Here is a 25,594-nt window from a genome sequence, read left to right as displayed (position 1 = left end):
AATGAAGGACTAAGGAGGCGGCGATGGCGATTCAAAGACTCAATACAGAACAGCTGTATCAGGTAGCAGAACTCGATAAGTTACCATGCAAGTCGACCAAAGAACTGGCTCCAATTGACGAGATCGTCGGACAAGAACGTGCTCAAAAGGCCGTTGAGTTCGCGATGTCAATCAAGGAAAAGGGTTACAACATTTATGCGATAGGGCGAAATGGTCTGGGTAAACGCACCATGATCTTGCGCTATTTAAACCGACACCCTCAAGAAGTTCAGGAGCTTTTTGATTGGTGTTATATCGCTAATTTTGAAGATATTCGTACACCTAAGGTACTCAAGTTACCAAGAGGTGTCGGCAGCAGCTTAAAGCAAGATATTGAAAAGCTGATGCGTAAATTGCTGAAAGGTATGCCTCTTGCGTTTGATAACGAGATGTACTTTAGCCGTGCTGATAGGCTGAAAAATCAGTTGGCGGCCAAGCAGCAAGCCGCGCTAGAAAACATCAGTCGAGAAGCGAAAGAGAAAGGCATTAACCTGACTATCACCACTCAGGGTGATTACCAGTTTGTGGCGATGAATGGCGATGAGCTTCATACCGAAGAGAGCTTCGATCTGCTTTCAGAAGAAGAACAAGACCAGTTCGACAAAACCATTGATGCATTGGAAGTTGGTCTGCGCACCATTTCTCGTGAGCTGACTGAGCTGGAAGAGACCTACACTGAGAAAATTCAAAAGCTGAATGATGACACAGCACGAGATGTTATTACTCACTTTATCAAGCAGTTGAAGCAGGATTACAGCCAATACCCAGAGATTAAAAAGTACCTCACGGCGTTGCGTAAAGACATCGTCGATAACGCCGATATTTTCTTAGAAGAGAGTACTGAGCAAGCCGAAATTGCTACGGCCTCTTTGGATAAGAAAATGCCTCGTCGATACAATGTAAACGTAATAGTGAGTCAAAAGGAGGACACTTTGCCAATCGTGGTTGAAGAGAATCCGAATTACCACTCTCTGTTTGGCTATGTAGAAACGGCGACGTTCAAAGGCACGGTATTTACCGATTTCTCACTGATTCGCGCAGGCAGCTTACACCGAGCGAACGGTGGCGTATTGCTGATGGATGCGGTGAAAGTTCTTGAACAGCCTTACGTTTGGGAAGGCTTGAAACGAGCGCTACGCTCACGTCAATTAAGCTTCACTTCACTTGAAAAAGAGGTGACCTTAACGGGGGCAGTCTCGCTTGATCCTGAACCTATCCCGCTAGACGTCAAGATCATCTTGTTTGGTGATTATCGAACCTACCAACTACTGCAACATTACGATGCGGAGTTTGGTGAACTTTTCCGTGTGACGGCCGATTTTGAAGATGAGATGAAGCGTACTCCCGATTCTGAAATGCATTATGCGCGCTTCATTTCGAGCATCGTGCACGACAACAACATGCTGCATTGTGACCGCAAAGCGATTGCGCGCATCATTGAGCACAGTTCTCGTCAGGCGGGTGACCAAGGTAAGTTGTCTCTGCACTCGGCGCATATTGCTAACCTACTTCGTGAGTCAAACTACGTGGCGAGAGGATCAAAATCGAACCTGATTCGCGCAACGCACGTAGACCAAGCGCTCTCTAACCAACAGATGCGTGTCGGACGATTGCAAGACAGCGTGATGGAAACCTTCACTAATGGCACAACGCTGATCCATGTGGATGGACAGGCGGTTGGTCAAGTGAATGCGCTTTCTGTACTCAGCACGACGGATCATATGTTTGGTGCACCGAACCGAATCACCGCAACCACCGCTTATGGTGATGGTGAAGTGATTGATATTGAAAGAAATGTAGACTTGGGTGGCAGTATTCACTCCAAAGGCGTGATGATCTTGTCGGCTTACCTTTCTTCGGTGTTTGGTAAGACCGCCAAAGTGCCGCTCACTACCAACATCACCTTCGAGCAATCGTATGGTGGCGTGGATGGTGACAGTGCGAGTATGGCTGAGTTTTGTGCGGTGGTGTCAGCGTTTTCTAAACAGCCAAACCGTCAAGACATTGCTATTACTGGATCGATGAACCAATTCGGTGAATCTCAACCTATTGGTGGCGCGAACGAGAAAATTGAAGGTTTCTTTGATGTTTGTGAAATCAAAGGTCGTTCAAATGAACAAGGGGTGATCATCCCACGTTCGAATGTTCATAACCTGATGCTACGTAGCGATATCGTTAAAGCGGTTGAAAAGGGCGAGTTCAACATCTGGGCAATTGACCATGTGACCGAAGCGATTGAGCTGTTCACGGGTAAAGCCGCTGGTGAACCGAGTGATGAGGGTAGCTACCCAATCGATACTATCTTTGGTATCGCTCAGGCTAAACTTAACGCGCTGCGTAAATAGCTTATCGCTTAACGTAAAACAGCCAAGTAACCGTAAACGAAACAGCCATCGATATTATCGATGGCTGCTTTTTTTGATTCTTACAATCTCTAGCGCTTAAGCATTACGTAAACGAAGCTTGGTGCCATCGAACTTGAGCTTACCCAATAAGTTCTTAGCGTTGGCACGTCCGATATCATCAAATTCGACACCATAGCGCGCGTAGTGCGTAGATTTCTGAAGATTACACACAATTCCCCGTAGTGGTGGAATCAACGGGCCGTTGTAGTTCTCAGGGGTGATTTCGATAGACACTCTATCGGCAACCTGAATTGAACGAGCGGTTGGTGAGGTCACAAAGCGACAGCCACTTTTCGATAGGTCTCTAATCTCACAGTTCATGCGTTGATCATCAAAGATAACTCGAGAGCTTAGGTTCACTTCATAGCGTGTCTCTTTACGCAGCTGAGTCACTTGCATCGTACTTGGTGTTGAAAGCACGATGATAGGGAAGGGTTCGCCGATGGTATGATGAATCTGGCATCTAAAGTGGATCAGTGCGCCTTCACCTCTTAACGAGTAAGCGCGAGCCGTCATCCAAAAACCTTCTTGGAAGAAAAAGCGTAGATCATCGCTCGATACTTCCGGCACCTCAATCACAATGCAGTTGTCACTGTGAGTCCCGATAAATTTGGTGGTGGCAAGAAACTTAGTGCCAACAGGAGTCGAGACGTTCAACGTCAGCTCACTGCCGTGCTCAATCATGGCCAGCGCATCGGTACTGTTTATCGTAGAAATGGTGCGGTTACGAGGATCTTGAAGTGCCTGATTATGCTCCAAAGGCTTCTTCAGTGGTGCGTTCATTATTTGTTCTCCATGCGCCAACATGCGTCCGTTAGATATATCGATAACTTGCTAACAAGGGGTTATTACGTGCTAGATTTAGTAGGCGTACTTTGCATGATTTATAGAGTGCTTTTGCTTGTCGCTGATTTTATGTAAATTCGCGCGCTCTAAAAATATTTGCTTTGTTTGTAAGTACTTAGTTTTATTTATATGCACTTGCGTTAGTCTATTACAAGGAACTCATACTTCAAACTTTAATTGTTTGTCGTATCAATTATTTGCAGGAGTTGAGAATGAAGGCAGTAAAATGGGTTCAAGAAGAGAACCAGATCACAGTTGAGCTAGAACCGAATCAATTCGCGGTTGTTAAGTATCAGAAGGATGGCGATGTATTGCACATCACCTCGACTCGTATTCCTGATGAACTGCAAGGCAAAGGCTTTGGCAAGGTGATGATGGAGTCGGTATTACCTGAAATTGAACAGGCGGGCTTCAAAATTATACCAGTATGTAGCTACGTGTTGCACTACATGAACAGGCAAAAACAGTGGTCACATCTTCTATCCGATAAAGCATAGTAACGAGTTATATGTCTCAACCAATACCCTCAAACAACTTTGCTCAACCACAAGCGAGTTCAAGTCAAAATCAACCTGAGCTTTATAAAAAAATAGCGACTTTACTCGGGTGTCTGCAAGGGTTTGATGTTCAAGTTATTCAGCGCTTATGGGGCGGCTACGGTGAGTTAGTTCGCTTGGCCTTTGCTAAAGATAATAGTGCTTCGATGAACAGCGTCATTGTTAAACATGTCGCGTTGCCAGATAAAACTGAACACCCCAAAGGCTGGAACACCAAGCTCTCTCATCAGCGCAAAGTCCACTCTTACCAAGTGGAAACGGCATGGTATCAGTCCTTCACTCAACAATGGGACGAGCGTTGCCCTGTTCCTGTTGGGCTGCACTGTGAGCGAGCAGAGAGCGAGTGGCTTATCGTGATGCGAGACCTAGCGGATATCGGCTTCCCGTTAACTTCTCAGTTCGATCTGCTTGCTGTTTCTGATGAATCTGTTGTCAAAGGTACTCAACCTAGCTATACATCCGTTGAGGTTAAACAGCGTAATGCTTGCCTAAAATGGCTTGCAAACTTTCATGCGAAGTACATTCATATCGACAAAGAGCAGTCAGCATCATTGTGGCAAGTCGGTACATACTGGCACCTAGACACTCGCCCCGATGAGCTGAATGCTTTGGCTGATGTCCCACTGAAGAATCAAGCACAAAACATCGATCGATTACTCAGAGAGTGCCGGTATCCAACCTTGGTGCATGGCGATGCTAAGCTAGCCAATTTCTGCTTTGATCTAGAGAGCGAAAACGCCGCTGCCGTCGATTTTCAATATGTTGGAAATGGGTGTGCGATGAAAGACGTCGCCTTGTTCATGAGCAGCGCGATTAGGCCGCGAGATTGCGCAGCGTTTGAATCACAGGTGTTAGACACTTATTTCCAACACTTAAAAGAAGCATTGCCACACTATCAACCACAGCTTTCGTTCGATGAGGTAGAAGCTGCATGGCGACCTATGTTTTACGTGGCGTGGGCTGATTTCCAACGTTTCGTAAAAGGTTGGAGCCCAGAGCACTGGAAGATTAACCCGTATACTGAGCAATTGACCTTACGAGTGCTCACTCAATTAGACGAACAGGAGTCCGTCAATGTTCGATAGAACCGCGAGCTGGAAAACACCGCAAAACTTTTTATTACTGATTTCGATTGTTGTACCTATCGCGTTTTCGAGCTGGATGGCTCTGCTTAATAATTTCGTGATTGAGAAAGCGAACTTTGACGGTGCCGATATAGGCTTGCTGCAAAGTGTTCGTGAGATACCTGGCTTCTTAGCGTTTACTGTAGTGTTTGTTTTAGCCTTCATACGTGAGCAACGCTTCATGTTGATATCGCTAGCGATGCTGACCGTGGGCACGGCGATTACCGGTTTATTCCCTTCACTGACAGGCCTTTTGCTTACCACCATTTTGATGTCGACGGGTTTCCACTATTTTGAAACGCTGAAGCAATCTTTGTCACTGCAATGGCTAAGCAAAGAAGAAGCGCCAGAGATGCTAGGTAAAATGATCTCGGTGGGGGCGCTTGCGTCTCTACTCACCTATGGCTCTATTTGGGTGATGCTAGAACAGCTAAAACTCGATTTTGCTTGGGTATATGGCATTACCGGAGGCATCGGTTTTATTCTGGTGTTGGTCATGACCTTTGGTTTCCCTGAGTTTTAAACCAAGACCCAACAGAATAAGAAATTGGTGCTAAGGAAGCGTTACTGGCTCTACTACGCACTGACGTTTATGAGTGGTGCGAGAAGACAGATCTTCACCGTGTTTGCGGGCTTCTTGATGGTGGAGAAATTCGGTTACTCCGCTGCCGATGTCACGTTGCTGTTCTTAGTGAATTACCTGTTTAACTTCTTGTTCGCGAAGCGCATAGGACGATTCATCGGTGTGGTGGGTGAGCGCAAGGCGTTGATCTTTGAATATGTTGGTTTGATCGGTGTGTTTGTTGGCTATGGCTTGGTGCAAAGCGCTGAGTGGGCGGCGGCACTTTACGTGGTCGATCATCTGTTCTTTGCGTTGGCGTTAGCGATTAAAACCTACTTCCAAAAGATTGCAGATCCAGCAGACATGGCATCAACCGCAGGTGTCTCTTTCACCATCAACCATATCGCGGCGGTTGTTATTCCAGTCGCGTTTGGTGTGATTTGGTTATCCTCTCCTGCAACGGTTTTCTATATTGGTGCGGCGATGGCGGCGGTTTCTTTGGCGCTATCTTTAAACATTCCAAAGAAGCCTGAAGAGGGCAACGAAGTGCGAGTGTTTAGCTGGCGTTAAATAGGTATAACCCTGACGAGATAAATAGAAAGCTCCAATAGTGATATTGGAGCTTTTTTTGTATGTGGGGGATAGGTATATCTAATCCCTTAAACAGGTTTCAGTCGGATCAGTTACTTACCGTTTCCAATTCTGCACGTAGCTTGAAGATGCCCTTAGGTGCCTTGGTTAGCAAGATGCCACAAAGCAGGGGAATCATCATAACCAGTGACTGTTCAGACAGAACTTCACCATTGATGTAGCAAGAGATCAGCAGCGCTACCACTGGGAAGATAAGGAAACAGATAGATGCTTGGAACGGAGTCGAAACCTGACCTAATTTGAAGTAAGCCACAATGCCGCCGACACTCGCTACAAAACCTAGGTACACGACCGCTGAGATTGAATCCCAAGTGAAAGACTCAACATTCACGTTTTCGCCTGCTGCCGAAACTGCGAACAAGAATAGAGAAGCAATTAAGTTCGGAACAGCGTTGTAGGTCAGTACTTCAATACCTTTACAGTGCTTTTGTACCAACACGTACATCACCGCGTGAATCGCAACCGCAAGGCCTAAGCAAACCGTGCCGATAAGGTAATCGTCGCCACCCATCTGCATTTCGTTACCAAGGATTAAACACAGGCTCACAACAGCAGTAATCAGACCGAATATCTGATGCTTAGCTAAGCGTAGGCCAAGGAACAAACCCGACATCAGCATCACTGCAACTGGCATGTTGGCGAAGATGATCGACGCCAAACCAGAAGAGATGTATTGCTCACCATAGATCATTAAAGTGAACGGAATAGCAAAATACATCAGTGCCACAATCAGTAGCCATTGACGTTTACCCTTAGGAAAAAGCAGAGGTTGGTTGAACACTTTCGCCAATACCGCAAGCAACGGTGCGGCCAGCAAAAAGCGTAATGCAGTGGCAAAAATAGGTGGGATAGAATGCAATGCCACTTCCATAGCGAACCAAGTGGTTCCCCAAATTAAGCAAACAGAGACAAAAAGCAAGATAGTTAGCGACTTCGAATTCATGGTGACTACTCATTAATAATTATTTTAAATCATAGGCTTGTAGCGCCTTAATGACGTGGCACAGTATAAGTAGGTCTCCGGAGAAAAATTTTGTCTTTTTGTCTCTAATTGAAATGAGATGGAGAAATAAAATCTCTAATGTAATCCTTTTGGGTAAATTATTTTCACAAAAAGAGAATAAGTTAAAGTTATTATTCTTTGTAAGGTCTAATTTTGACGAGAGGATGTATGATTCCGCAACGTAAGATAATTGACAGATTTGCTCGACTTTGGAGTCTTGTGGACAGTGGTATTTAGATAACGTCTGTAAAAAACGCTACTGGCAGCAAAGTTATAACATAGAGTGTTGAAGGTTTATTTGGTTCACGTTCATACTGAACTAAGAACGGCAAAGCATGGAAATGAGGTAGGGTATTTGAAAAACACAATCGACTTAAATTTGTATCGATTTTTGGATCTGCTTTATGAGCAACAGTCTCAAGCGAAGGTTTGCCATATTTTGGATATCAGCCGAGCAACGTTTAATCGTCATCTTTCGGATTGTCGAGACTTGTTTGCTAATGAGTTATTCATTGCAACCAAAGATGTTTATACGCCGACCTTGTTTACCACTCAATTGATGCTGGTGGTTAAAGAGCCTTTAGAAAAGCTAGAGCAAGCGCAGCAAATATCGCAGTCGTTTATTGGTACCGATTCGAATATTGAATACGTTTTTCACGCCGCCAACCCGTTGAGCACACTGTTTACGGTTCCCTTATTGAAAGGGTTAACAAGTGAAGAATTGAAGCCCAAAATATCGATGATGGATTGGTCGCTAGATGGGGTTGAGTTTCCGAAGGCGGGCACCTTGGCGATTGGTGTGTCGGGTTATCCGAATGAACTCAATGATCGCATTGTAGAGCGTAAAGTGGGGTCGTTAGAATTGTTTGCTTATGTGGCCGATACACACCCTCTAACCCAAAATGAAGTCATCAACCTCAACCAGTTAGAGAGCTTTGATACGGTACGGGTTTCGATGGGCTCATTGGATGCGAACTCTTATTACGAGCGTTTGAAAAAACGCACAGGCTTGGTATTGCAACAAAAGCTGACCGTTGCATCGGTCTCCTCCGCGTTGGAATGCGTTCAAGTCAGCCAGTATGTCTACGTTGGTTTTGATATGGATTTGCCTTCTATCCCAAGTGGGCTCTGTAAACGGCCTGTTTTATTCAATGGCGAAGCGGTGACCTTTGATGTTGGTATTCAGTATCACCGTGCTTGCTATCAGCACCCGATAGTGAAACGGATTGAGCAGATCTTAAGTGAGAGCTTAGAAAGCTATTGATCATATAAATGATGACAACAACAAAAACCCGCACTTGGCGGGTTTATAAGTAACAATCTAAATCTTCTACTGCGTAACAGGCTTAACTTGTTTGGACTGTCTTACTGCCAGAATAAGTTGCGGCAGTAGAGACATCACGATCATGCCTGTCATCAGCGAGTATTGCACCGCAGTGAAGGATTCGCCCATCAACACCATACCTGTAACGATACCTGCTACTGGGTTAGCGATGCCACCGAAGGTGAAGTCAACCACAGACATACGTTGCAGCAACCATACATACATGCCGTATCCAAGAGCCGTGTTTAGCCCAATAACCCAAACTAATCCCATCGCATTACGAGTGTCGAAATGAGTCACCGCATTCACATAAGGCTGCGGGTCGATGAACGCATGAACGCCAGAAGCGACAGACAAAATTGTACCGCCAAGAATGAGTTGCCATGTGAGTACCTTCCACCAGTGCATACGATTACCCAGTGATTTGGTAATGCTGCTACCGATAACGATACACATGATCGCGGCAAACATGGCACCCAAACCGATAGGGTTTAGTGCGATTTGGCTTGGGTTGAATAGAATCCACGCCAAGGTGATTAAGCCAATACCAGAAAGGGCTTGGATTAAATGCGGGCGCTGCTTTTTCACTACCCAATGGAAGATCATTGCGAACACAGGAACAGAGATCATACCCACGCCCGAAATCGCAGAAGGCAGGGTTAATGCCATCACGAAGATCAAACCAAAGAAGGTTGCGATGTTGATAAGGCCTAGAGTGAAAATGATCTGCCACTCGCCTTTTTTCGGTAGTGTCGGCTTTACCGCTAGCAATAACAAACCAGCAGGTAATGCACGCAAAGCACCTAATAATAATGGTGGCCACTCCTGTAGCGTAAATTGCGTCACTGCATAAGTTGTTCCCCAAAAGAATGCGGGAATCATTGCTAATAATATGTTCATCTAAAATATCTTTATGTTAAGATAACTATTGTGTGAACTGTATACTGAGAACTAGTGGTTGTAAAGTATCTTTATGTTAAACTAGTTTGAAGTAATCAGACTAATAACGGAGCTAGATTGCAAATGGATGCTATCGACCGCGTTGTAGAGCAATGGGCAAAGGAAAAGCCCGAATTAGAAACTGAGCCTATGGCTATGATGGGCCGAATCATGCGTATTGCCAAGTATATGGAAACGCAAGTTGCCGATCTTCATAAAAAATACGACATGAAATTGGGCGAGTTTGATGTATTGGCGACCTTGCGACGCTCTGGAAAGCCATACCGACTGACTCCCTCAGAGCTGATTGGCTCAATGATGCTAACATCAGGAGCGATGACCAATCGTCTTGATAAACTGGAAGCCAAAGGGTTAATAAGCAGAGAGCACAGTAAAGAAGACCGACGAAGCGTCAGCGTTAAACTGACCAAAGATGGCCTAGTTCTGATTGATGAGATGATGACTGAGCACGTCGAGATGCAGAAAAAGCTGGTTAAGTCTTTATCGGCTAGCCAGAAGAAAAACACCAACCAACTTTTAAAAACGTGGTTGAGTGCTTACGAGTAATCACTGGCTGAATCGATTTGCTGAATTTAGTGAACTGAACGAGTGTAATTTGATTTGAAAACCGAAGTGATGAGCTTCGGTTTTTTTGTGGCTTCAATTTGGTTATCTTGCTTGAACTCGGTGGCGGACTTGCGGTTCTAGCTGGATTTATGACTCGCTTGACTGCGTTCTCGATTGCGTTTTTCTCATTGGTTTCTGGCGTTATGTTTCACTTCGATCCAAGTTCGTCGGGTCAAATGATTCACTTCTACAAAAATGTCTCTGTTGCTGGTGGGTATCTGGCGCTAGCGGTACTGGGCGCAGGAGCGTTTAGTATTGATTACTGGCTGTCTAACAAGTTGAAGCAAGACGCCAAATGGACACGCTTAATGGTTCTTGTTCGTTAGTGGTCTTCGTCTAATCACACGTTATTCGTTAGTGTTGTTGGCGCAACTTATGAATACAAAAACCGAAGATTAAGACTTAATGCCGATCACTTAAGAAAAAATGATGGATTGAGTGATGCTCCAAGGGGGGCAAAATCCGAGTGTTATTTTAACACTCGGATTTTTTATGTTTCTTTGACTCTATCAGCCTGATTGGTCTTCTTTTTATTCTTTTCAGCTTCCCGCTTTTTCAAGTTTACTACTTCTCACTTATTCAATATCTAGCCACTCTTTTCAAACAGTATTTACTATTCTCTGACAAAATAACCCTAGACCGACCGGTTTGTTTTGTATTATTGTGTGCCTCTCTTAACCATGAGGTGATGTATGAAACATGAATTGACGGCTACACAAATGACAGCGACGTTGAAGAATATGCAGGAAGCTTTTGCAGATGATCCGATGCCCACTGTGCCGGTGAGAATAGAACAGTTACTTGCGCTGAAATCTGCTCTTATCGATTACACAGACCGTTTGTGTACAGCGGTCTGTGAGGACTATGGTCACCGCAGTCGACAAGACACCTTGATGGCCGACATACTCCCTTGTTTAGGCAATATCGATCACACCATCGAGTGTTTGCCGCATTGGTCGACATCTTCCATTCGCCACTCAGGACCTTTGCTTTCAACTTCGCGTGTTGAAGTGGTTTATCAGCCTAAAGGTGTTGTGGGGATCATTACCCCATGGAATTTCCCTATCATGTTGTCCGTCGGCCCGCTTATTTCAGCCTTGGCCGCGGGCAATCGCGCCATGATCAAGATGAGTGAATTTACGCCAGCAACCAATCACGTTTTAAGACAGTTATTGGATGAAATCTTCAATTCCAACGAGGTATGTCTTGTTGAGGGAGAGGTTGAAATTGCTGCTGCGTTTTCCGCGTTGCCGTTTGATCATCTTCTGTTTACGGGTTCAACCCAAGTGGGTCGTCAAGTGATGAAATCAGCGGCTGACACGCTAACTCCGGTCACTCTTGAACTTGGTGGCAAGTCGCCAGTTATCGTGGCAGAAGACATGCCGATCGATATTGCTGTCGAGCGAATCATTTACGGCAAGAGTCTCAACAACGGCCAAGTATGCGTTGCTCCAGATTACGTGCTACTTCCTGAAGATAAGCTCGAAGCTTTCATTCTGGAGTACAAAAAACAGTACCAACTGTTGTTTGATGAAGGGGTTTATTCCGAGAATTTGACGTCTCTAATTAACCCTCGCCAATGCGACCGCATCGTGGGTTTGTTGAATGAAGAACAACAAGCGGGAACGCGAACCGTATCCTGCCATGACAACGCGATGGACTTGGATTGCCAACGACTGGTGGCGCATCTGATTGTTGAACCAAGCTTGTCATCCAAGGTGATGAACGAAGAGATTTTCGGCCCGCTATTACCACTGATTACGTATCGCAATATCGAAGAGGCGTTCCAAATCATCAATAGCAAACCGAGGCCTTTGGCGCTGTATCTGATGAGCTTTGATTTGAGTTTACAGTCTCAGGTTAAGCACCAAGTTCATTCCGGTGGAATGTGTATCAATGACTGTGTTTTTCACTTGGCGGTTGATGACGCGCCATTTGGTGGCATAGGTGAATCAGGTCAGGGCAATTATCACGGTAAAGAAGGATTTATCACCTTCTCTCACGCTAAAACAGTTTTGGAAACGGGCTTAGATCATCGAGTTAAGCATCTGTTTGCAAAAGAAGACAACGAATTAAAGACAGCAGTGATGAGCATGCTTGGTAAGTAAACCATTTCTGTCATTACGTTATTCATTATTAAGAAGTTATTTTTAGAGGTTATTTTATGTTGGAACGCTTTTTTGAACGAACCATGAGATCGTATTTGATGATTACTGGATTCTTAACCGCCACTGCTTTTTCCACCTTCTTGGCACCGGATTGGAGTATGCAGACCCTGTTTTCTTACAACGATACGATGATGGAAAATAAAGAGTATCTGTTGGGTACTTATCAGCACTGGGGTGTAATGGTTGGCTGTATTGGTGTGTTGTTGATGTTCTCGGCCAAGTACAAATCGCTGCGTACTTCGACCATGATTTACAGCGTATTTGAGAAGTCGATGTTTGTTGGCATCTTCTTATACAACGTCTGCATTAATGACTACGAGTGGTTTTATGGTTGGAGTGGTGTGTTTGCGCTTGATGCGTTTGTGACTGTCTACTCTTTGGTTTATCTCTACTACTATCTCAACCGAGACAAAACAAAGGTACCCGCTCACTTGCGTTAACCTCTGTCGTTCAACTCGTTGAATCTAATATTCCTAAGCCCGCATTTGCGGGCTTTTTTCGTTTCCGACAAATGATCCTTAATGATCTTAATTGACATATCTTTGACATTAACACTCTAGACCGACCGGTTTGTATTGGTTATTGTTTAGTCATCAAACATAAACGAGGTAAACACCATGACTACCAATAACTTTAACTTTCAACTGAAAACCATTGTTCACGCTCAAGAAAATGGCATCGAAAATATCCCTTCTCTGTTTGCTCGCTTAGGCGCAAAAAGAGTTGTGCTTTTTTCTGACAAAGGTTTGGAGTCTCTGGGCTTTGTTGAGCAATTCTCAGCGTTGTTTGCAAACCAGACGGTGAATCAAGAAGCAAATCAACAAACGACTCAGCTCGTTGGTGTGTATACCGATATTGCGCCAGACGCGACTTGTGACAACATCAACGCAGCTATTGAGTTTGCTAATAGCTTAAATGCCGACGCTATTTTGTCTGTCGGTGGAGGCAGTGTGATTGATGCTTCTAAGGGCGTGAAATACGCACTTCATAAGCAGATTGATGATATTCGTACCGTGATTGCAGGCGGTGGCTTTATGGAAGTGTGGCCAAATAACGAAGACATTCGAGTGCCTCATATTGCCGTACCAACAACGGCGGGTACTGGCGCTGAAGCTTCTCCGATTGCGGTTTTTTACAACGAGCATGAAAACATCAAGGCAAGCTTAGTGGCGTCTGGTTTAGAAGCTGACATCGCGATTCTTGATCCGACTGTCACCACAAAGCTGCCTGCTCACCTGACTCGCTCAACCGCAATGGATGCATTAACGCACGCTGTTGAGGCCATTGTTTCTCCAATGAGCAATGCCTTTACCGATGCTTACGGCATTCAAGCTGCAAAACTGATTGTTGAAAACTTACCCGTGGCACTTGAGGAGCCTGAAAACCTAACCGCACGCGGAAATCTACTTCAGGCAAGCACGATGGCGATTTCTGCGTTTTATTCATCGCTAGGTGGCATCCCTATCCATAACTGTGCCCATGCCTTTGGTGCGATTAGCCATATCCCGCACGGCGACGCTAACACGGTACTGATGCCTGTTGTGATTGAAGCCCTGCCGGAATTCTACATGCCAAACGCCTTTAAATTGGCTCAAGCATTCTCGCTAGAGAGCACTGGAACGGACGAGATGATTTACCAACGAGTGTTGGATTTCTTACACAACTTTCAAACCCAAGTTGGTGCGATGAAGCGTTTCAGCAGCTGGGAATTCGATGATCAAGAGAAGCGCAATATTGCTCAGGCGATTGAGAAAGACATCTGCTTTCAGTTCTACCCAATCTCGAAACAAACGATTGAACAGATTATAGAAAAAGCGATTTAGTCATCTCATTAAGTATTAAAAAACTCACTGTAAATCGAGGACAAATTATGAAGATCGAAAACGTATTGCTATCGAGCTTGTGCATCATCGCGCCATTCCTACTTTTCACCTAATTCACTCGACAGGGACGTTGCGATCTTTATTCCCGAGGAGGAAATAAATGTTCAATAAACGTTTAACTACCGTGATTCTGACTGGTGCTTTGGCTGTTCTACTTTTTGCCAAGGCAAGCGTTGGAAGCGAAAACTCCACGGTTTTATCTGAACAGCATCAAGATGTCGTGCAGCTGTTGGATGAAGCCTATGAAGGACAGTCTGAAGCACAACTTGAGCTCGCTTATCGGTATTTGAGCGGTGATGGTGTTGAGCAGAATGACGAGAAAGCGGCGGAGTGGTTTAAAACCGCAGCCAGTACCGGTAGCCCTGAAGCTCAAACACAGCTTGGCCTAATGTACTTCTCTGGAAGTGGCGTTCAGGTTAGCCAAGCGGACGCTGTCACCTGGATCGGTCTGGCAGCAGCTCAAGATTATGACCCTGCGCTCGACTTATTACATTGGATGTCCCAAGCCGCGCACTAATTCAGATTCTAACCAAAGTTAGTCACAGAAAAGGTTAACCACAGAAAGGTTAGTCACAGAAAAAGCTAATCACAGAAAAATTATTCACAGCTATTGGAGACATCTTATGCAGACATTCAAGAAATCCCTATTATTCACCGCGATGGCCGCCGCAAGTAGCGCCGCCTTTGCCGCCGAATCAGACAAGCCGAACATCGTTGTTATTGTCGGTGATGATGTTGGCTTTGCTGATACCCAGCCTTATGGTTCAGAAGTCGAAACACCCAACTTGATGGCGCTTGCTGAAGAGGGGGTTAAATTCACCAACTTTCATGCATCACCGACCTCATCAGTCACTCGCTCAATGATGTTAACTGGAGCGAACAGCCACGAGGTTGGGCTAGGTACCTTTGATTATGCTGTCTATCCGGGCGCGATTGGTAAGCCGGGCTATGAAGGGTACCTGACCAAGAAGGGCGTAACAGTGGCTACGCTGCTCAAAGAAAATGGCTACAACACGTATTTATCGGGTAAATGGCATTTAGGTCATGATGATGGGTTCCTGCCCGATGACCGCGGATTTTCTGAAAGTTACGGCATTTTAGTGGGCGGATCGAATCACTTTAACCGCGACATGATGTTCCCAGCCAAAAACGCGGCTACCGCTGAAGCGCTTCAAAAAGGCGACATTCCCGGCGTTGAAGTTGAGCCAATCTACAGAAATGGTGAAGTCGTTGAGGACAAATACAAAGGCGAGTACTCCGACCAAGTTTACACCAACGAACTCATCAAGATGATCGATGGTAAGAAAGACGACGGTAAGCCTTTCTTTGCTTATCTTCCTTTCACTGCCATACACCTTCCGCTGCAAGCACCAGAATCAGCATATCAAGACAAAGTTGATTACTACGTCGAACATGGTTGGGATTCGATTCGTGAAGACCGCTTTGAACGCATGAAGGAGATGGGCGTTATTCCTAAAGATGCCGATATCTCAAGTCGTAATGCACTAAGTCGCCCTTGGGACTCCTTGTCTGAGAAAGAACAAGAGTGGTATGGCAAGAAGATGGCGGTGGCAATGGGCATGATGGAGATGCAAGACCAACAAGTCGGTCAGGTTGTCGATTACCTAAAAGACATTGGGGAATACGACAATACTTACATCATGTATCTGGCAGACAACGGCCCTGAAGCTGCGGATATTACCGGTGAAAACATCAGTGATTTGATTCGCACATGGACGGCGCATCACTTTGACAACTCGACGGAAAACCTAGGTAAAGCCAACTCCAGCGTGTCATTAGGCCCAGAGTGGGCAAGTGCATCAACCGGTGGTTTGTCTTGGTATAAAGCGTACACGGCTGAAGGCGGTATTCGAGTGCCGTTTATCGTTAAGCCTGCGAAAGCACTCTTAGAAGGCGATCAAGCGCTGCAACCTGGTACTCAAACTGATGATTTGTCACAAGTAAAAGACATCGCAGCCACCATTCTTGAAATTGCCGATGTAGAACATCCAGGAACAGAGTATCAAGGTCGAGAAGTAGCACCGATGAGTGGCGTGAGCTTGTTGCCTTACTTTAAAGGTGAAACGGCGGAGGTGCACAATGCTGATAATGCGATTCCATTTGAGTTGTTTGGTAGCGGCATTTTGCTCAAAGGGGATTACAAGATCATCCGAATCTCTACGGGCATGGGCGGTGACAGTGAATGGCATCTGTACAACACCAAACAGGATCCGGCTGAGCAGCATGACTTAAGAAACCAAATGCCAGACTTGTTCCTAGAGATGGTTGCTGAGTATCAAGAGTACGAAAAAGCGCAAAACATTGTGCCAGTTGATGAAGCGTGGAACCCGTTTGAGAACGTGAAATAGAGGAAACAAACCACTCGGCCAACCTAGTGCTATCAAGCTTGGTTGGCCGATGAACACCGTGTAAAGGAATTACGAATTGTTTTAGCTAATACAATAACTTTTACATCGAGGAATTCTTCATGACGACCTTATCACTATCAAACCTGAGTTCGGTTCCGCAATTTAATGGCAAGGCGCACAGCAAGCTTCAAGCGTTGGTAAAACCCATTGGTGCCGTGTGCAATATCAGTTGTACTTACTGTTATTACTTAGAGAAACAGCAATTGCTTGAATACCCTAAAGGGTCTCAATATGTGATGGATGAAGCGCGGCTAGAGCTCTATATCAAGCAGTATATAGAGGGACAGAATACGCCGGAGATTATCTTTTCTTGGCATGGTGGAGAACCAACTCTGCTCGGCATTGAGTACTTTGAAAGGGTCGTGGCATTACAGAAAAAATACTGCCCTAGCCACAGCAAGATCAGCAATGACCTTCAAACCAATGGCACCTTGTTGAATGATGATTGGTGCGAGTTCTTCAAGAACAATGACTTTATCATCGGTGTGAGCATTGATGGCCCCGAGCATCTACATAATCATTACCGCACCAACCGCGCAGGCAAAGGCACTTTTTCTCAAACCATCCGTGGAATCGGTTATTTAAAAAAACATAACGTTGAGTTTGCAACCCTTACCTGTGTGAACGATGTGACAGGAAAATACCCGTTAGAGGTTTATCGTTTTCTGCGTGACGAAGTGGGTTCAAAGCAGTTGCAGTTTATTCCTGTGGTGGACAAGCGTGCGGCTCATACCAACAATAAATGGTTGAGCAACCAACAAGCGATAATTCCTGTCTCTGGTGAAGTTGAGCCTTGGAGTGTCGGTTCAACGCAATGGGGAGAGTTTCTTTCGACGGTTTTTGACGAGTGGTTCGAAGGCGATTTTGGTCGAGTACTTGTGCCTTACTTTGAGAACTTCGTCGGTGTGTGGATGGGAAGAGACAGCACCATGTGCACGCTGAGTGAGATCTGCGGAAAGGGGTTAGCGGTTGAACCTAATGGCGATGTGTACTCATGCGACCATTACGTCTTTCCTGAGTTTCAGTTGGGCAATATTCATGATAAGCCACTATCGAAGCTGGCATTCTCACCCGCTCAGCAAACGTTTGGATTCGCGAAGCAAAAGTCACTACCTAAACAGTGCCAAACTTGTGAGTTTAAATTTGCTTGTCATGGAGAGTGTCCCAAGAACCGAATTATCAACAGTCGTGATGGTGAGGCCGGGTTAAATTACCTATGTGGAGGGTGGCTCAAATTCTTTCAACATATCGGTCCTGTGCTCAATGCTTTGCTAAAAGCCAATAACATAGCGCCGCGGATGGGATAATCGAATCAATGACGTGATAAGCAAAAGCTTAGGTAGAAAAAGAATAAGTCTAGGTAGAAAGCGAACAAGCCTGAAACAAAAGAGGCTCGCTATATAAAGCGAGCCTCTTCGTGTGTAGGAGCTGATTAATCTTTTGAACTCATCGCAAGTAATGTCTCTTCCATGGCATTGTTCAGAATCGAACGGTTGCGCTGCATCGCTGCCATTAGCGTAGAGCCTAGCCATAAGCCATAAAGCGTGCGAGATAGTGATTCAGGATCTGCGATATTGAAATCACCCGCTTCATTGCCTTCTTCGAATAGCTGAGCCATACGTAGGATTATCTTTTCTGCACCTTCTGCCATGGTCGATTGTAACGGGTTAGCAGAGCCTGACACTTCACCCGCTAGCTTGACCACAAGACACTGGATATTGAAGTCTTCAGTCAATTTCGATGCACACCAGAATTCGAAGTACGTTTTAACGCGGTCACGACGAGATAGAGTCTCATCACTCAGAAAGTCATCAAGCTTAACTAGGTGATCATCAAAGTAGTTGGCTAGAAGGATCTCGCCAAAGTGCTCTTTGGATTTGAAGTAGTGGTAAAAAGAACCTTTGGTCCCTTCGGCTTGGTTGATGATTTTCATCAGACCAACGCCAGCAAATCCGTGTTCATTAATAAGGCTAAACCCTGCATCGAGCATAGCTTGTCGCATGTCTTTCATTGGTCTTACTCTTTATGCCGAGAATGATGATTAGTGTAGCGAGATGCATACCAACCGTCCAGTCTAGAGCGTTAGGGTTTAGCCTATAATTACCTCGTTTCGTCAAAATGGCTTTATCTTCTATTTAGCCTTCTAAGCAACAAAACTTTTTTTAAAATAAGTGCGTCTTGCAAACCGAAAATAACCACCTTAAATCGCCCGTTTAGCGCCTTAAAATGGCTAATTTAGGGTGTTTTAAGTTGCTGTTTTTGTTGGTTTTTAATTTGGTGTTTTCTGAAGATCACAATGGTAGTCTTAGCTTAATTTCTTTAGGGGGCTAAATGGACACCAATAACAGCATTTATCATCAACACAGTTTTGCTCATCAAGATCTGTCTGAAATGACATTTACCGCATGCACTTTCATCCGATGCGACTTCAGGCGTTCAAACTTACGCGATGCAACGTTTATCAATTGTAAGTTCATCGAGCAAGGCGATATCGAGGGTTGCCACTTCGATGTTGCAGATTTGCGTGATGCAAGTTTTCAGAACTGTCAGATCGCCATGGCCAATTTCAGTAACGCCAATTGCTACGGTATTGAGTTACGCGAATGTGATTTGAAAGGTGCCAACTTTACGCGAACCAACTTTGCTAATCAGGTGAGCAATCGCATGTATTTTTGCTCGGCGTATATCACGGGGTGTAACCTGTCTTACGCCAATTTTGAACAGGCCTGCTTAGAAAAGTGTGAGTTGTTTGAAAATCGCTGGATAGGCACTTACCTTGCTGGTGCATCACTGAAAGAATCGGATCTCAGCCGCGGTGTATTCTCGGAAGATGTATGGGGACAATTCAGCATGCAAGGCGCAAACTTGTGCCATGCTGAATTAGACGGTTTAGATCCTCGTAAGGTCGATACTTCTGGAATTAAAATTGTGGCTTGGCAGCAAGAGCAACTGCTTGAAAGTATGGGCATTGTTGTGATGCCTGATTAATAGCTCTAGTGAGGTTAGAAAAGCCCAAAGCTAATAACTTTGGGCTTTACCCTATCTGGTCGCATGCATTTTATAATGAAATTAAAAAAGAGAATGCTTGGCGAATACCTGGCTGGTTAGTGCATACCTGAACGCATCTTATCGGCTAGCGCAAAGAACACGAACAGTGCAAAGCATACAAGCGCGATACATAGAGAGGTTATGATGGTCGTGGCATCTTTGGAAATCAGCGGAACAACGATAGAAGCTAACGCTATCAGCATAACAAGGATATGAACGATTCGTCCGGGAATAGGGTTTTTATGACAGAATGAAGCCCATAGGTAACGCATTTTTAACACCAGTATAATATTAGTGGATTTATTCTATTTTCTTAATGAGTTTTTTGTAAATAAGTTTTGATTACAGGTGACCGTAAATTTGATCTAAATCGTTATATTATAAAACTGATTAAATAACAGTAGTTTATTGATTTTTGATGAAATTAATAACATGCCAATGAAAAACATAGTATTCCGTATTCTTTGGAATGATAAGTTAAAAACTGTTCAATTTTTGGTTTATTGACTGAGGATCTCATTTATTGAGAGTTTTGTTAAGAGATGGGATGCTTATTGCTATTCGTGGCGTAAATGTCGATGGCGTTTGTGTTGGGCTTGAATCTGCATTTCGTTTTGCGCTATGTATCAAAGAGAGTTTTCGAATTGAGATCATTGTAATCTTGTCTAAGATTCTGTTTGATATACTCAATATTCATTCGATAAAGATGATGGAGATGATATGTCGAAAACCGCGAAGATCATTAATGAAGATAAGCTGGTAAAAAAAGCAGTTGAGGTCGGCTTTAAGATGGCAAAGCTACAAGGTTTTGATTTGCCGAATTCATCTCAACCGATAAAGGTTAAAGCGGTGTATTTGTTTCTTGTTGAAGTGAATCAGATCACGCCGTTACCCGACAATAAGTTGGATGGGGCGAATATTAAGAAGCGTCTAGCGTTATGGATACACAACGCATTGCCTGACAACGATCCTCTAAAGTAATTTGCAACTCATTCAATTGATCCGAACTCGTTTCTTTTGACTTATAAAGAATTGATATTTATAGAAACCTAGCTATCACAGGCTAGGTTTTTTTGTTTTCGGTATCTGCGTTTCAATATTGGAACGTCAGTCACTACTGTTTAGAGCATCATTGTTTACTTCACTTAACGTTGGCGTTGACAGTTTGACTGATTTCTCCACGGCTGTCTCACGCATTTGATAGCCGAGTTTTATGAACTGCTCTAACCATTTGTCTCGTTCCTATTCCTTTCAAGAGACTCAATTTAACACCGGCTCAATAAATACATTAGAACTCAAAGTATTATTTAATGCATGTAATAGATGATTATGTGTGATGTATATCACAAAAATTTGTTTTTGCGAGTTGTTTGGTTGATCTTTATGTATCGAAAATGCTCATAATTAAAAGGAATTTAATTAGAGTTCAAAGGAAATATCTCCGTATGATTACGTCAGCGCCCTGGGTAATGTATCCAGAGGTTGTAGAAAAAATGATTGAAAAATGGAATTTTCGTGAGCCAGAAGTTTCGGATGGCAATAACATTTATCAATTAATTTCAGAGTGCCCCCCATTAGATACTAACTCTTCATACTGCAACTTTTTGCAATCTACTCACTTTAGTAAAACTTGTATTTTAGTGGAGCATGAAGGTGACCTTGCTGGTTTTATTTCGAGTTACCAGAAACCCAATGAGCCCAATGTTCTTTTTATTTGGCAAGTGGCGGTAGCGCCTAAGTTTAGAGGCAATGCCTTAGCTTACAAGATGTTGAACACTTTGCTTAAGCGAGAGAGGTTAAAGAGCATTGAGGCGATTGAAACGACTATCACCAAATCAAACCAAGCGTCTTGGGCATTGTTTAAAAAGCTGGACGACAAAAACGGTAATACCGGGCAAGTGACCACTTTCTTAGATGAAAACCTTCACTTCAACGGGCAGCACGATACCGAATATCTCTATCGAATCTCTCTCAAATAATCAAACACTTATAGGAATCAAATAACGGCATTATCATGAATATTTTTAAAAAGCAGGAATCTAACGTACGTTCATACTCGAATAGTTTTCCAGTAACTTTTGCTAAATCAAAAGGCTGCTGGCTTGAAACAAAACAAGGTGATCGTTACATCGATTTTCTTGCTGGAGCAGGATCTCTCAATTACGGTCACAACAACCCAATCTTTAAGCAAGCTTTACTTGAATATATTGAAATGGATGGGATTACACATGGCTTAGATATGCATTCAGAAGCCAAAGCTGAATTCCTAGAAGCTCTTAGTCGCTTTATTTTGGAACCAAGAGCGCTCGATTATAAAGTTCAGTTTACGGGCCCTACCGGAACAAACGCTGTTGAAGCTGCAATTAAATTGGCTAAAAAAGTGAAAGGCCGAAGCAGCATAGTGGCGTTTACTAATGGATTCCACGGTTGTACGGCTGGCGCTTTGGCTGCTACAGGCAATCAACACCATAGACAAGGTGCGGGATCCAATCTTAACAACGTTACACGTTTGCCATTTGACGGTTACGCTGGTGTCGATGGATTAAAGTTATTTGAAACGATGTTAGACGATAACTCTGCAGGTATGGATAAGCCTGCAGCCGTTTTATTGGAAACTGTTCAAGGTGAAGGCGGGTTAAATGTCGCTTCAAATGAGTGGCTACAGCGCTTAAGTAAAATTTGTAAAGCCCACGATATCTTACTGATTGTGGATGATATCCAAGCGGGTTGCGGTCGAACCGGTACCTTTTTCAGTTTTGAACCTTCAGGTATCAAGCCAGATATTGTGACACTGTCTAAATCTATCAGTGGTTATGGGCTACCAATGGCCGTTGTTTTGTTAAAGCCTGAATTAGATAAATGGCAACCAGGTGAGCACAATGGCACTTTCCGTGGTAATAACCATGCGTTTGTCACCGCTGCCAAAGCGCTAGAAATGTATTGGGCAAATGGGGACTTTGAAGCTCATATCCAACACTGTTCAGAAATGATAGATGATGTTATTCAACGTCATATTAAGCGTTTCCCTGAGTTGTTTGTTCAACGTAAAGGGCGTGGAATGATGATTGGCATTGAATGCAAGGATGGCAACACGGCTGACGAGATTGCTAAAACGTGTTTTGAGAACGGAATGGTCATTGAAACGGCTGGCCCTAACGATGAAATTGTGAAGTTCTTTTGCCCACTCACCATATCTGAATCGGAGCTGATGCAAGGTTTAACTATCTTCGAAAATTCAGTCGAAATTGTAGCAACTAAGTATTTCAAGAAAGCATCGTAATAGGGATAGAAAATGATTGTTAGAACACTTGATGAATGTCGCAATAGCGAAAGACGTATTGTCTCGGATACTTGGGAAAGTACTCGCATGTTGTTGAAAGATGACAAGATGGGTTTCTCTTTTCATATAACGACAATCTACGAAGCAACGGAAACGCATATTCACTATCAGAACCATTTAGAGTCAGTGTATTGCATGAGTGGTGAAGGTGAAATTGAAGTGGTTGGGGGAGAAACTTACCCCATTAAACCTGGAACGCTTTATATTCTTGATAAACACGACGAGCACTATTTACGCGCATATAAAAACAAAGAAATGGTCATGGCGTGTGTGTTCAACCCTCCGATCACTGGCGCTGAAGTTCACGATGAAAACGGCGTTTATCCTCTGGTTGATTAACCGACTTTTTCTGGGGTGAATCCTCACCCCATTCTCCATCTATTTAGTCTTTAAATTTCTCTAAAACTAAGGTCTCTTATGACATTTACCGTAGAAAAAATCGGCGGTACATCAATGACAGCATTTGATGCTGTGCTCGACAATATTATTCTCCGCCCACACAATCCGTATGATCGAATCTTTGTTGTGTCTGCTTACAGCGGCATGACGGATGCATTGTTAGAGTGCAAAAAAACAGGTAAGCCTGGTGTCTATCAATTGATAGCGATGCGTGACGATTCGTGGAAGGATGCTCTATCTTATATTGAACGTCGTATGCTACTGACCAATGAGCATATTTTTGCGGATCCAATGAATCGTATGAGAGCAGATAAGTTCATCCGGTCTCGTATTTCAGAAGCCAAAAACTGTATTACTAACATTCTTGAAACATGCCAATACGGCCAGTTTTCATTGAGGCACTATTTACCACAGATCCGTGAGTTTCTCTCTTCAATTGGTGAGTCACATAGCGCTTTCAATACGGCTCTTAAACTGAAAAATATTGGTATCAACTCAACCTTTGTTGATCTTTCTGGTTGGGATAACCAAACCCCTCAAAGCTTGGACGATACCATTAATGATGCTTTTTCAAACATAGATGTGACTCAAGAGTTACCAATAGTGACGGGTTATGCTTATTGCAAAGAAGGCTTGATGCACACTTATGATCGCGGTTACAGCGAAATGACGTTTAGTCGTATTGCTACCATCACTAAGGCATCACTGGCCATTATTCATAAGGAATACCATTTTAGCTCGGCAGACCCAAAAGTTGTTGGTGTTGGCTCAGTTAAACCGATTGGGGAAACTAACTATGATGTTGCCGATCAATTAGCCAACCTTGGTATGGAAGCGATTCACTCTAACGCAGCAGCAGGGTTGCGAGAGAGTGGCATAGAGCTACAAATAAAGAACACTTTTGAGCCAGAGCATGAAGGCACTCTTATTTCTTCAGATTACCGTCCAGACGCCAATCAGATAGAGATTATTGCTGGAAAGCAGAAAGTCTATGCGTTGCATGTTTTTGATCAAGGGATGGTCGGTAAGGCTGATAACGTCAGTTATGAACTCATGGAAATTATCGCTGATGCAAGGGTTAACCTTATCGGAAAAGAGATGAATGCTAACTCTATTACGTATTATCTAGGTGGCAGTTCAGAGAATTTAAATAAGGTGTACTATAAGGCCGAGAAGCGTTACCCGAAGGCATCCATTTCGGGGCGTATGGTCGCTATTATTTCAGCGATCGGCTCTCAAATTGATACCAATAAAACGCTGGCGAATGGCGTATTAGCTTTGATGAATAATAATGTGACACCGATTGCGTTGCATTCGTCGATGAGAAACGTGAATGTACAATTTGTGGTGAGTGATGATAAGTATCAAGAGGCCATTTGTGCACTACACGAAGAGTTTTTTGATCAAGACAAAGCTGTTACCTCATCAGTGAATGCTGCTTAGATAAAGTGATGATGAGTATTTTAATAGAACGGCCAATAAAACAACGATATTTGACTGCCCTCAAGAGAAACTGGTCTGCCATATGGGGCTGACCAGTCATTTACTCAACAGTGCTTGATTCGACTCAGTATTTAAAAGTGGAGCAGGCCTTATGCTCCCTCTTATCAAATAACCTCCTCCAAGAAGATGCTAAACGATGATTAACTGAGAAGCATTAAAGCTTCGGTTTTTTGTTACTGAGTCAGAATTTAAAGTAATGTTTTCATTATGGTTTGTTTTAAATATGGTGTTAAGCGACGGACTAAGCTTGCAGCATCTCGTCACTGAACAGCTCTGCGCAGCCAATTCCGTTGATGGCGCAGCTTTCATCGATGTCTGATATGTCACCGCTGACACCAATAGCACCGAGTACCGTTTTATCCTTGTCTCGAATCAGTAAGCCCCCTGGCACTGGCACCATGTTTCCGTGTGCGAGTACATTCACGGCGGAGATAAATGCTGGCCTGTTGTCAGCATCTTGGGCGAGTTTTCTTGAAGAACACCCTAGTGCGAGTGCGCCCCAGGCTTTAGCAATGGCGATGTCAGGTCGCATCATGCTGGAGCCATCTTGACGTTGCAGAGAAATCAGTTTGCCACCGCTGTCTAACACAGCAACAGTGAGGGGCTCGGTATGAATCTTTTTGCCTGCTTTAAAGGTGCCATCTATGATGGTTAACGCTTGTTGTAGAGTCAAACTTCCCATGTTATCTCCTAATTTTCAGGGGCTTGGCTATTTCAAACAGAGCACTAATCAGTGCTAGTGGTCTG

23 protein-coding genes and 2 pseudogenes are annotated in these 25,594 nt (G+C 44.0%); 19 read left to right on the top strand and 6 right to left on the bottom strand.

Going from position 1 to position 25,594, the window contains the following annotated elements:
• The first annotated feature begins 23 nt into the window (after positions 1-23).
• Positions 24-2,384 (top strand): ATP-binding protein, encoded by a 2,361-nt coding sequence (locus L1D22_RS05275; protein ID WP_239828954.1) that lies wholly within the window; start codon positions 24-26, stop codon positions 2,382-2,384.
• A gap of 96 nt (positions 2,385-2,480) precedes the next feature.
• Here the strand turns inward: L1D22_RS05275 and L1D22_RS05270 are convergent, their stop codons facing one another.
• A complete protein-coding gene (locus tag L1D22_RS05270) occupies positions 2,481-3,227 on the bottom strand; it encodes a flagellar brake protein (RefSeq protein WP_123300197.1) in 747 nt (248 codons plus the stop codon).
• 275 nt (positions 3,228-3,502) lie between these two features.
• Between L1D22_RS05270 and L1D22_RS05265 the strand changes: the two genes are divergently transcribed.
• From L1D22_RS05265 to L1D22_RS05255, 3 genes and pseudogenes are all read left to right on the top strand, one after another.
• Complete coding sequence (locus L1D22_RS05265) at positions 3,503-3,787, top strand: GNAT family N-acetyltransferase (protein WP_239828953.1); 285 nt, start codon at positions 3,503-3,505, stop codon at positions 3,785-3,787.
• An 11-nt stretch (positions 3,788-3,798) separates the two neighbouring features.
• Positions 3,799-4,932 carry a phosphotransferase gene (locus L1D22_RS05260; RefSeq protein WP_239828952.1) on the top strand — a complete coding sequence of 378 codons (1,134 nt, stop codon included), beginning with the start codon at positions 3,799-3,801 and terminating at the stop codon, positions 4,930-4,932.
• A pseudogene (locus tag L1D22_RS05255) lies at positions 4,922-6,103 on the top strand (MFS transporter). The gene L1D22_RS05260 and the pseudogene L1D22_RS05255 overlap by 11 nt, the downstream one beginning before the upstream one ends.
• 109 nt (positions 6,104-6,212) lie before the next feature.
• Here L1D22_RS05255 and L1D22_RS05250 read toward each other — a convergent pair.
• Entirely contained in the window at positions 6,213-7,127 is a 915-nt protein-coding gene (locus L1D22_RS05250) for a DMT family transporter (protein ID WP_239828951.1), read from the bottom strand.
• Positions 7,128-7,542: 415 nt separating this feature from the next.
• Between L1D22_RS05250 and L1D22_RS05245 the strand changes: the two genes are divergently transcribed.
• A complete protein-coding gene (locus tag L1D22_RS05245; RefSeq protein WP_239828950.1) occupies positions 7,543-8,451 on the top strand; it encodes a LysR family transcriptional regulator in 909 nt (302 codons plus the stop codon).
• Between the two features lie 66 nt (positions 8,452-8,517).
• Here L1D22_RS05245 and L1D22_RS05240 read toward each other — a convergent pair whose 3' ends face one another.
• The gene (locus L1D22_RS05240; RefSeq protein WP_017071977.1) at positions 8,518-9,411 is read right to left on the bottom strand and encodes a DMT family transporter; all 894 of its coding nucleotides are present in this window, start codon (positions 9,409-9,411) and stop codon (positions 8,518-8,520) included.
• Between the two features lie 123 nt (positions 9,412-9,534).
• Between L1D22_RS05240 and L1D22_RS05235 the strand changes: the two genes are divergently transcribed.
• From L1D22_RS05235 to L1D22_RS05200, 8 genes and pseudogenes are all read left to right on the top strand, one after another.
• Positions 9,535-10,017 carry a MarR family transcriptional regulator gene (locus L1D22_RS05235; RefSeq protein ID WP_004737459.1) on the top strand — a complete coding sequence of 161 codons (483 nt, stop codon included), beginning with the start codon at positions 9,535-9,537 and terminating at the stop codon, positions 10,015-10,017.
• Between the two features lie 98 nt (positions 10,018-10,115).
• Positions 10,116-10,403, top strand: a pseudogene (locus tag L1D22_RS05230) (DoxX family protein); the annotation flags it as partial.
• Between the two features lie 366 nt (positions 10,404-10,769).
• Positions 10,770-12,185 carry a coniferyl aldehyde dehydrogenase gene (locus L1D22_RS05225; RefSeq protein ID WP_239828949.1) on the top strand — a complete coding sequence of 472 codons (1,416 nt, stop codon included), beginning with the start codon at positions 10,770-10,772 and terminating at the stop codon, positions 12,183-12,185.
• A gap of 56 nt (positions 12,186-12,241) precedes the next feature.
• Positions 12,242-12,685 (top strand): hypothetical protein, encoded by a 444-nt coding sequence (locus L1D22_RS05220; RefSeq protein ID WP_239828948.1) that lies wholly within the window; start codon positions 12,242-12,244, stop codon positions 12,683-12,685.
• A 177-nt stretch (positions 12,686-12,862) separates the two neighbouring features.
• Entirely contained in the window at positions 12,863-14,068 is a 1,206-nt protein-coding gene (locus L1D22_RS05215; protein WP_239828947.1) for an iron-containing alcohol dehydrogenase, read from the top strand.
• A gap of 160 nt (positions 14,069-14,228) precedes the next feature.
• On the top strand, positions 14,229-14,645 hold the full coding sequence (locus L1D22_RS05210) for a tetratricopeptide repeat protein (RefSeq protein ID WP_239828946.1): 417 nt from the start codon (positions 14,229-14,231) through the stop codon (positions 14,643-14,645).
• Between the two features lie 106 nt (positions 14,646-14,751).
• Positions 14,752-16,497 carry an arylsulfatase gene (locus L1D22_RS05205; protein ID WP_239828945.1) on the top strand — a complete coding sequence of 582 codons (1,746 nt, stop codon included), beginning with the start codon at positions 14,752-14,754 and terminating at the stop codon, positions 16,495-16,497.
• Between the two features lie 119 nt (positions 16,498-16,616).
• Positions 16,617-17,864, top strand: a complete 1,248-nt coding sequence (locus L1D22_RS05200) for an anaerobic sulfatase maturase (protein ID WP_239828944.1) — start codon at positions 16,617-16,619, stop codon at positions 17,862-17,864.
• A gap of 125 nt (positions 17,865-17,989) precedes the next feature.
• On the opposite strand, the gene L1D22_RS05195 is transcribed toward L1D22_RS05200, so the two are convergent.
• Positions 17,990-18,568 carry a TetR/AcrR family transcriptional regulator gene (locus tag L1D22_RS05195; RefSeq protein WP_239828943.1) on the bottom strand — a complete coding sequence of 193 codons (579 nt, stop codon included), beginning with the start codon at positions 18,566-18,568 and terminating at the stop codon, positions 17,990-17,992.
• A 320-nt stretch (positions 18,569-18,888) separates the two neighbouring features.
• Here L1D22_RS05195 and L1D22_RS05190 point away from each other — a divergent pair, with 320 nt between their 5' ends.
• A complete protein-coding gene (locus tag L1D22_RS05190; protein ID WP_239828942.1) occupies positions 18,889-19,545 on the top strand; it encodes a QnrS family quinolone resistance pentapeptide repeat protein in 657 nt (218 codons plus the stop codon).
• 116 nt (positions 19,546-19,661) lie between these two features.
• Here the strand turns inward: L1D22_RS05190 and L1D22_RS05185 are convergent, their stop codons facing one another.
• Positions 19,662-19,877, bottom strand: coding sequence for a hypothetical protein (locus L1D22_RS05185; protein WP_239828941.1), 216 nt, complete (start codon positions 19,875-19,877; stop codon positions 19,662-19,664).
• 448 nt (positions 19,878-20,325) lie between these two features.
• Here L1D22_RS05185 and L1D22_RS05180 point away from each other — a divergent pair, with 448 nt between their 5' ends.
• The 5 genes from L1D22_RS05180 to L1D22_RS05160 all read left to right on the top strand — a co-directional run bounded on the left by L1D22_RS05180 (position 20,326) and on the right by L1D22_RS05160 (position 24,787).
• The gene (locus L1D22_RS05180) at positions 20,326-20,586 is read left to right on the top strand and encodes a DUF5062 family protein (protein WP_239828940.1); all 261 of its coding nucleotides are present in this window, start codon (positions 20,326-20,328) and stop codon (positions 20,584-20,586) included.
• A gap of 464 nt (positions 20,587-21,050) precedes the next feature.
• Positions 21,051-21,584: a diaminobutyrate acetyltransferase gene (ectA, locus tag L1D22_RS05175; protein WP_239828939.1), complete on the top strand. Its 534-nt coding sequence runs from the start codon at positions 21,051-21,053 to the stop codon at positions 21,582-21,584.
• A gap of 35 nt (positions 21,585-21,619) precedes the next feature.
• A complete protein-coding gene (gene ectB, locus L1D22_RS05170; protein ID WP_239828938.1) occupies positions 21,620-22,885 on the top strand; it encodes a diaminobutyrate--2-oxoglutarate transaminase in 1,266 nt (421 codons plus the stop codon).
• 12 nt (positions 22,886-22,897) lie between these two features.
• Positions 22,898-23,284: an ectoine synthase gene (locus L1D22_RS05165; protein ID WP_239828937.1), complete on the top strand. Its 387-nt coding sequence runs from the start codon at positions 22,898-22,900 to the stop codon at positions 23,282-23,284.
• Between the two features lie 78 nt (positions 23,285-23,362).
• A complete protein-coding gene (locus L1D22_RS05160) occupies positions 23,363-24,787 on the top strand; it encodes an aspartate kinase (RefSeq protein WP_239828936.1) in 1,425 nt (474 codons plus the stop codon).
• A gap of 301 nt (positions 24,788-25,088) precedes the next feature.
• Here L1D22_RS05160 and L1D22_RS05155 read toward each other — a convergent pair whose 3' ends face one another.
• On the bottom strand, positions 25,089-25,529 hold the full coding sequence (locus L1D22_RS05155) for a heme-binding protein (protein WP_017631066.1): 441 nt from the start codon (positions 25,527-25,529) through the stop codon (positions 25,089-25,091).
• Positions 25,530-25,594: the final 65 nt, after the last annotated feature.

The sequence above is a fragment of the Vibrio sp. Isolate34 genome (assembly GCF_022397915.1).
Lineage (GTDB): Bacteria > Pseudomonadota > Gammaproteobacteria > Enterobacterales > Vibrionaceae > Vibrio.
The sequence above is the reverse complement of the archived record's forward strand: the minus strand, read 5'-3'. Positions and strand labels throughout refer to the sequence as shown.

Bases quoted from the DNA above. Each gene is read 5' to 3' on its own strand.
- L1D22_RS05275 (WP_239828954.1), top strand. From the start codon at position 24: ATGGCGATTCAAAGACTCAATACAGAACAGCTGTATCAGGTAGCAGAA.
- L1D22_RS05270 (WP_123300197.1), bottom strand. From the start codon at position 3,227: ATGAACGCACCACTGAAGAAGCCTTTGGAGCATAATCAGGCACTTCAA.
- L1D22_RS05265 (WP_239828953.1), top strand. From the start codon at position 3,503: ATGAAGGCAGTAAAATGGGTTCAAGAAGAGAACCAGATCACAGTTGAG.
- L1D22_RS05260 (WP_239828952.1), top strand. From the start codon at position 3,799: ATGTCTCAACCAATACCCTCAAACAACTTTGCTCAACCACAAGCGAGT.
- L1D22_RS05250 (WP_239828951.1), bottom strand. From the start codon at position 7,127: ATGAATTCGAAGTCGCTAACTATCTTGCTTTTTGTCTCTGTTTGCTTA.
- L1D22_RS05240 (WP_017071977.1), bottom strand. From the start codon at position 9,411: ATGAACATATTATTAGCAATGATTCCCGCATTCTTTTGGGGAACAACT.
- L1D22_RS05235 (WP_004737459.1), top strand. From the start codon at position 9,535: ATGGATGCTATCGACCGCGTTGTAGAGCAATGGGCAAAGGAAAAGCCC.
- L1D22_RS05225 (WP_239828949.1), top strand. From the start codon at position 10,770: ATGAAACATGAATTGACGGCTACACAAATGACAGCGACGTTGAAGAAT.
- L1D22_RS05220 (WP_239828948.1), top strand. From the start codon at position 12,242: ATGTTGGAACGCTTTTTTGAACGAACCATGAGATCGTATTTGATGATT.
- L1D22_RS05215 (WP_239828947.1), top strand. From the start codon at position 12,863: ATGACTACCAATAACTTTAACTTTCAACTGAAAACCATTGTTCACGCT.
- L1D22_RS05210 (WP_239828946.1), top strand. From the start codon at position 14,229: ATGTTCAATAAACGTTTAACTACCGTGATTCTGACTGGTGCTTTGGCT.
- L1D22_RS05205 (WP_239828945.1), top strand. From the start codon at position 14,752: ATGCAGACATTCAAGAAATCCCTATTATTCACCGCGATGGCCGCCGCA.
- L1D22_RS05200 (WP_239828944.1), top strand. From the start codon at position 16,617: ATGACGACCTTATCACTATCAAACCTGAGTTCGGTTCCGCAATTTAAT.
- L1D22_RS05195 (WP_239828943.1), bottom strand. From the start codon at position 18,568: ATGAAAGACATGCGACAAGCTATGCTCGATGCAGGGTTTAGCCTTATT.
- L1D22_RS05190 (WP_239828942.1), top strand. From the start codon at position 18,889: ATGGACACCAATAACAGCATTTATCATCAACACAGTTTTGCTCATCAA.
- L1D22_RS05185 (WP_239828941.1), bottom strand. From the start codon at position 19,877: ATGCGTTACCTATGGGCTTCATTCTGTCATAAAAACCCTATTCCCGGA.
- L1D22_RS05180 (WP_239828940.1), top strand. From the start codon at position 20,326: ATGTCGAAAACCGCGAAGATCATTAATGAAGATAAGCTGGTAAAAAAA.
- ectA (WP_239828939.1), top strand. From the start codon at position 21,051: ATGATTACGTCAGCGCCCTGGGTAATGTATCCAGAGGTTGTAGAAAAA.
- ectB (WP_239828938.1), top strand. From the start codon at position 21,620: ATGAATATTTTTAAAAAGCAGGAATCTAACGTACGTTCATACTCGAAT.
- L1D22_RS05165 (WP_239828937.1), top strand. From the start codon at position 22,898: ATGATTGTTAGAACACTTGATGAATGTCGCAATAGCGAAAGACGTATT.
- L1D22_RS05160 (WP_239828936.1), top strand. From the start codon at position 23,363: ATGACATTTACCGTAGAAAAAATCGGCGGTACATCAATGACAGCATTT.
- L1D22_RS05155 (WP_017631066.1), bottom strand. From the start codon at position 25,529: ATGGGAAGTTTGACTCTACAACAAGCGTTAACCATCATAGATGGCACC.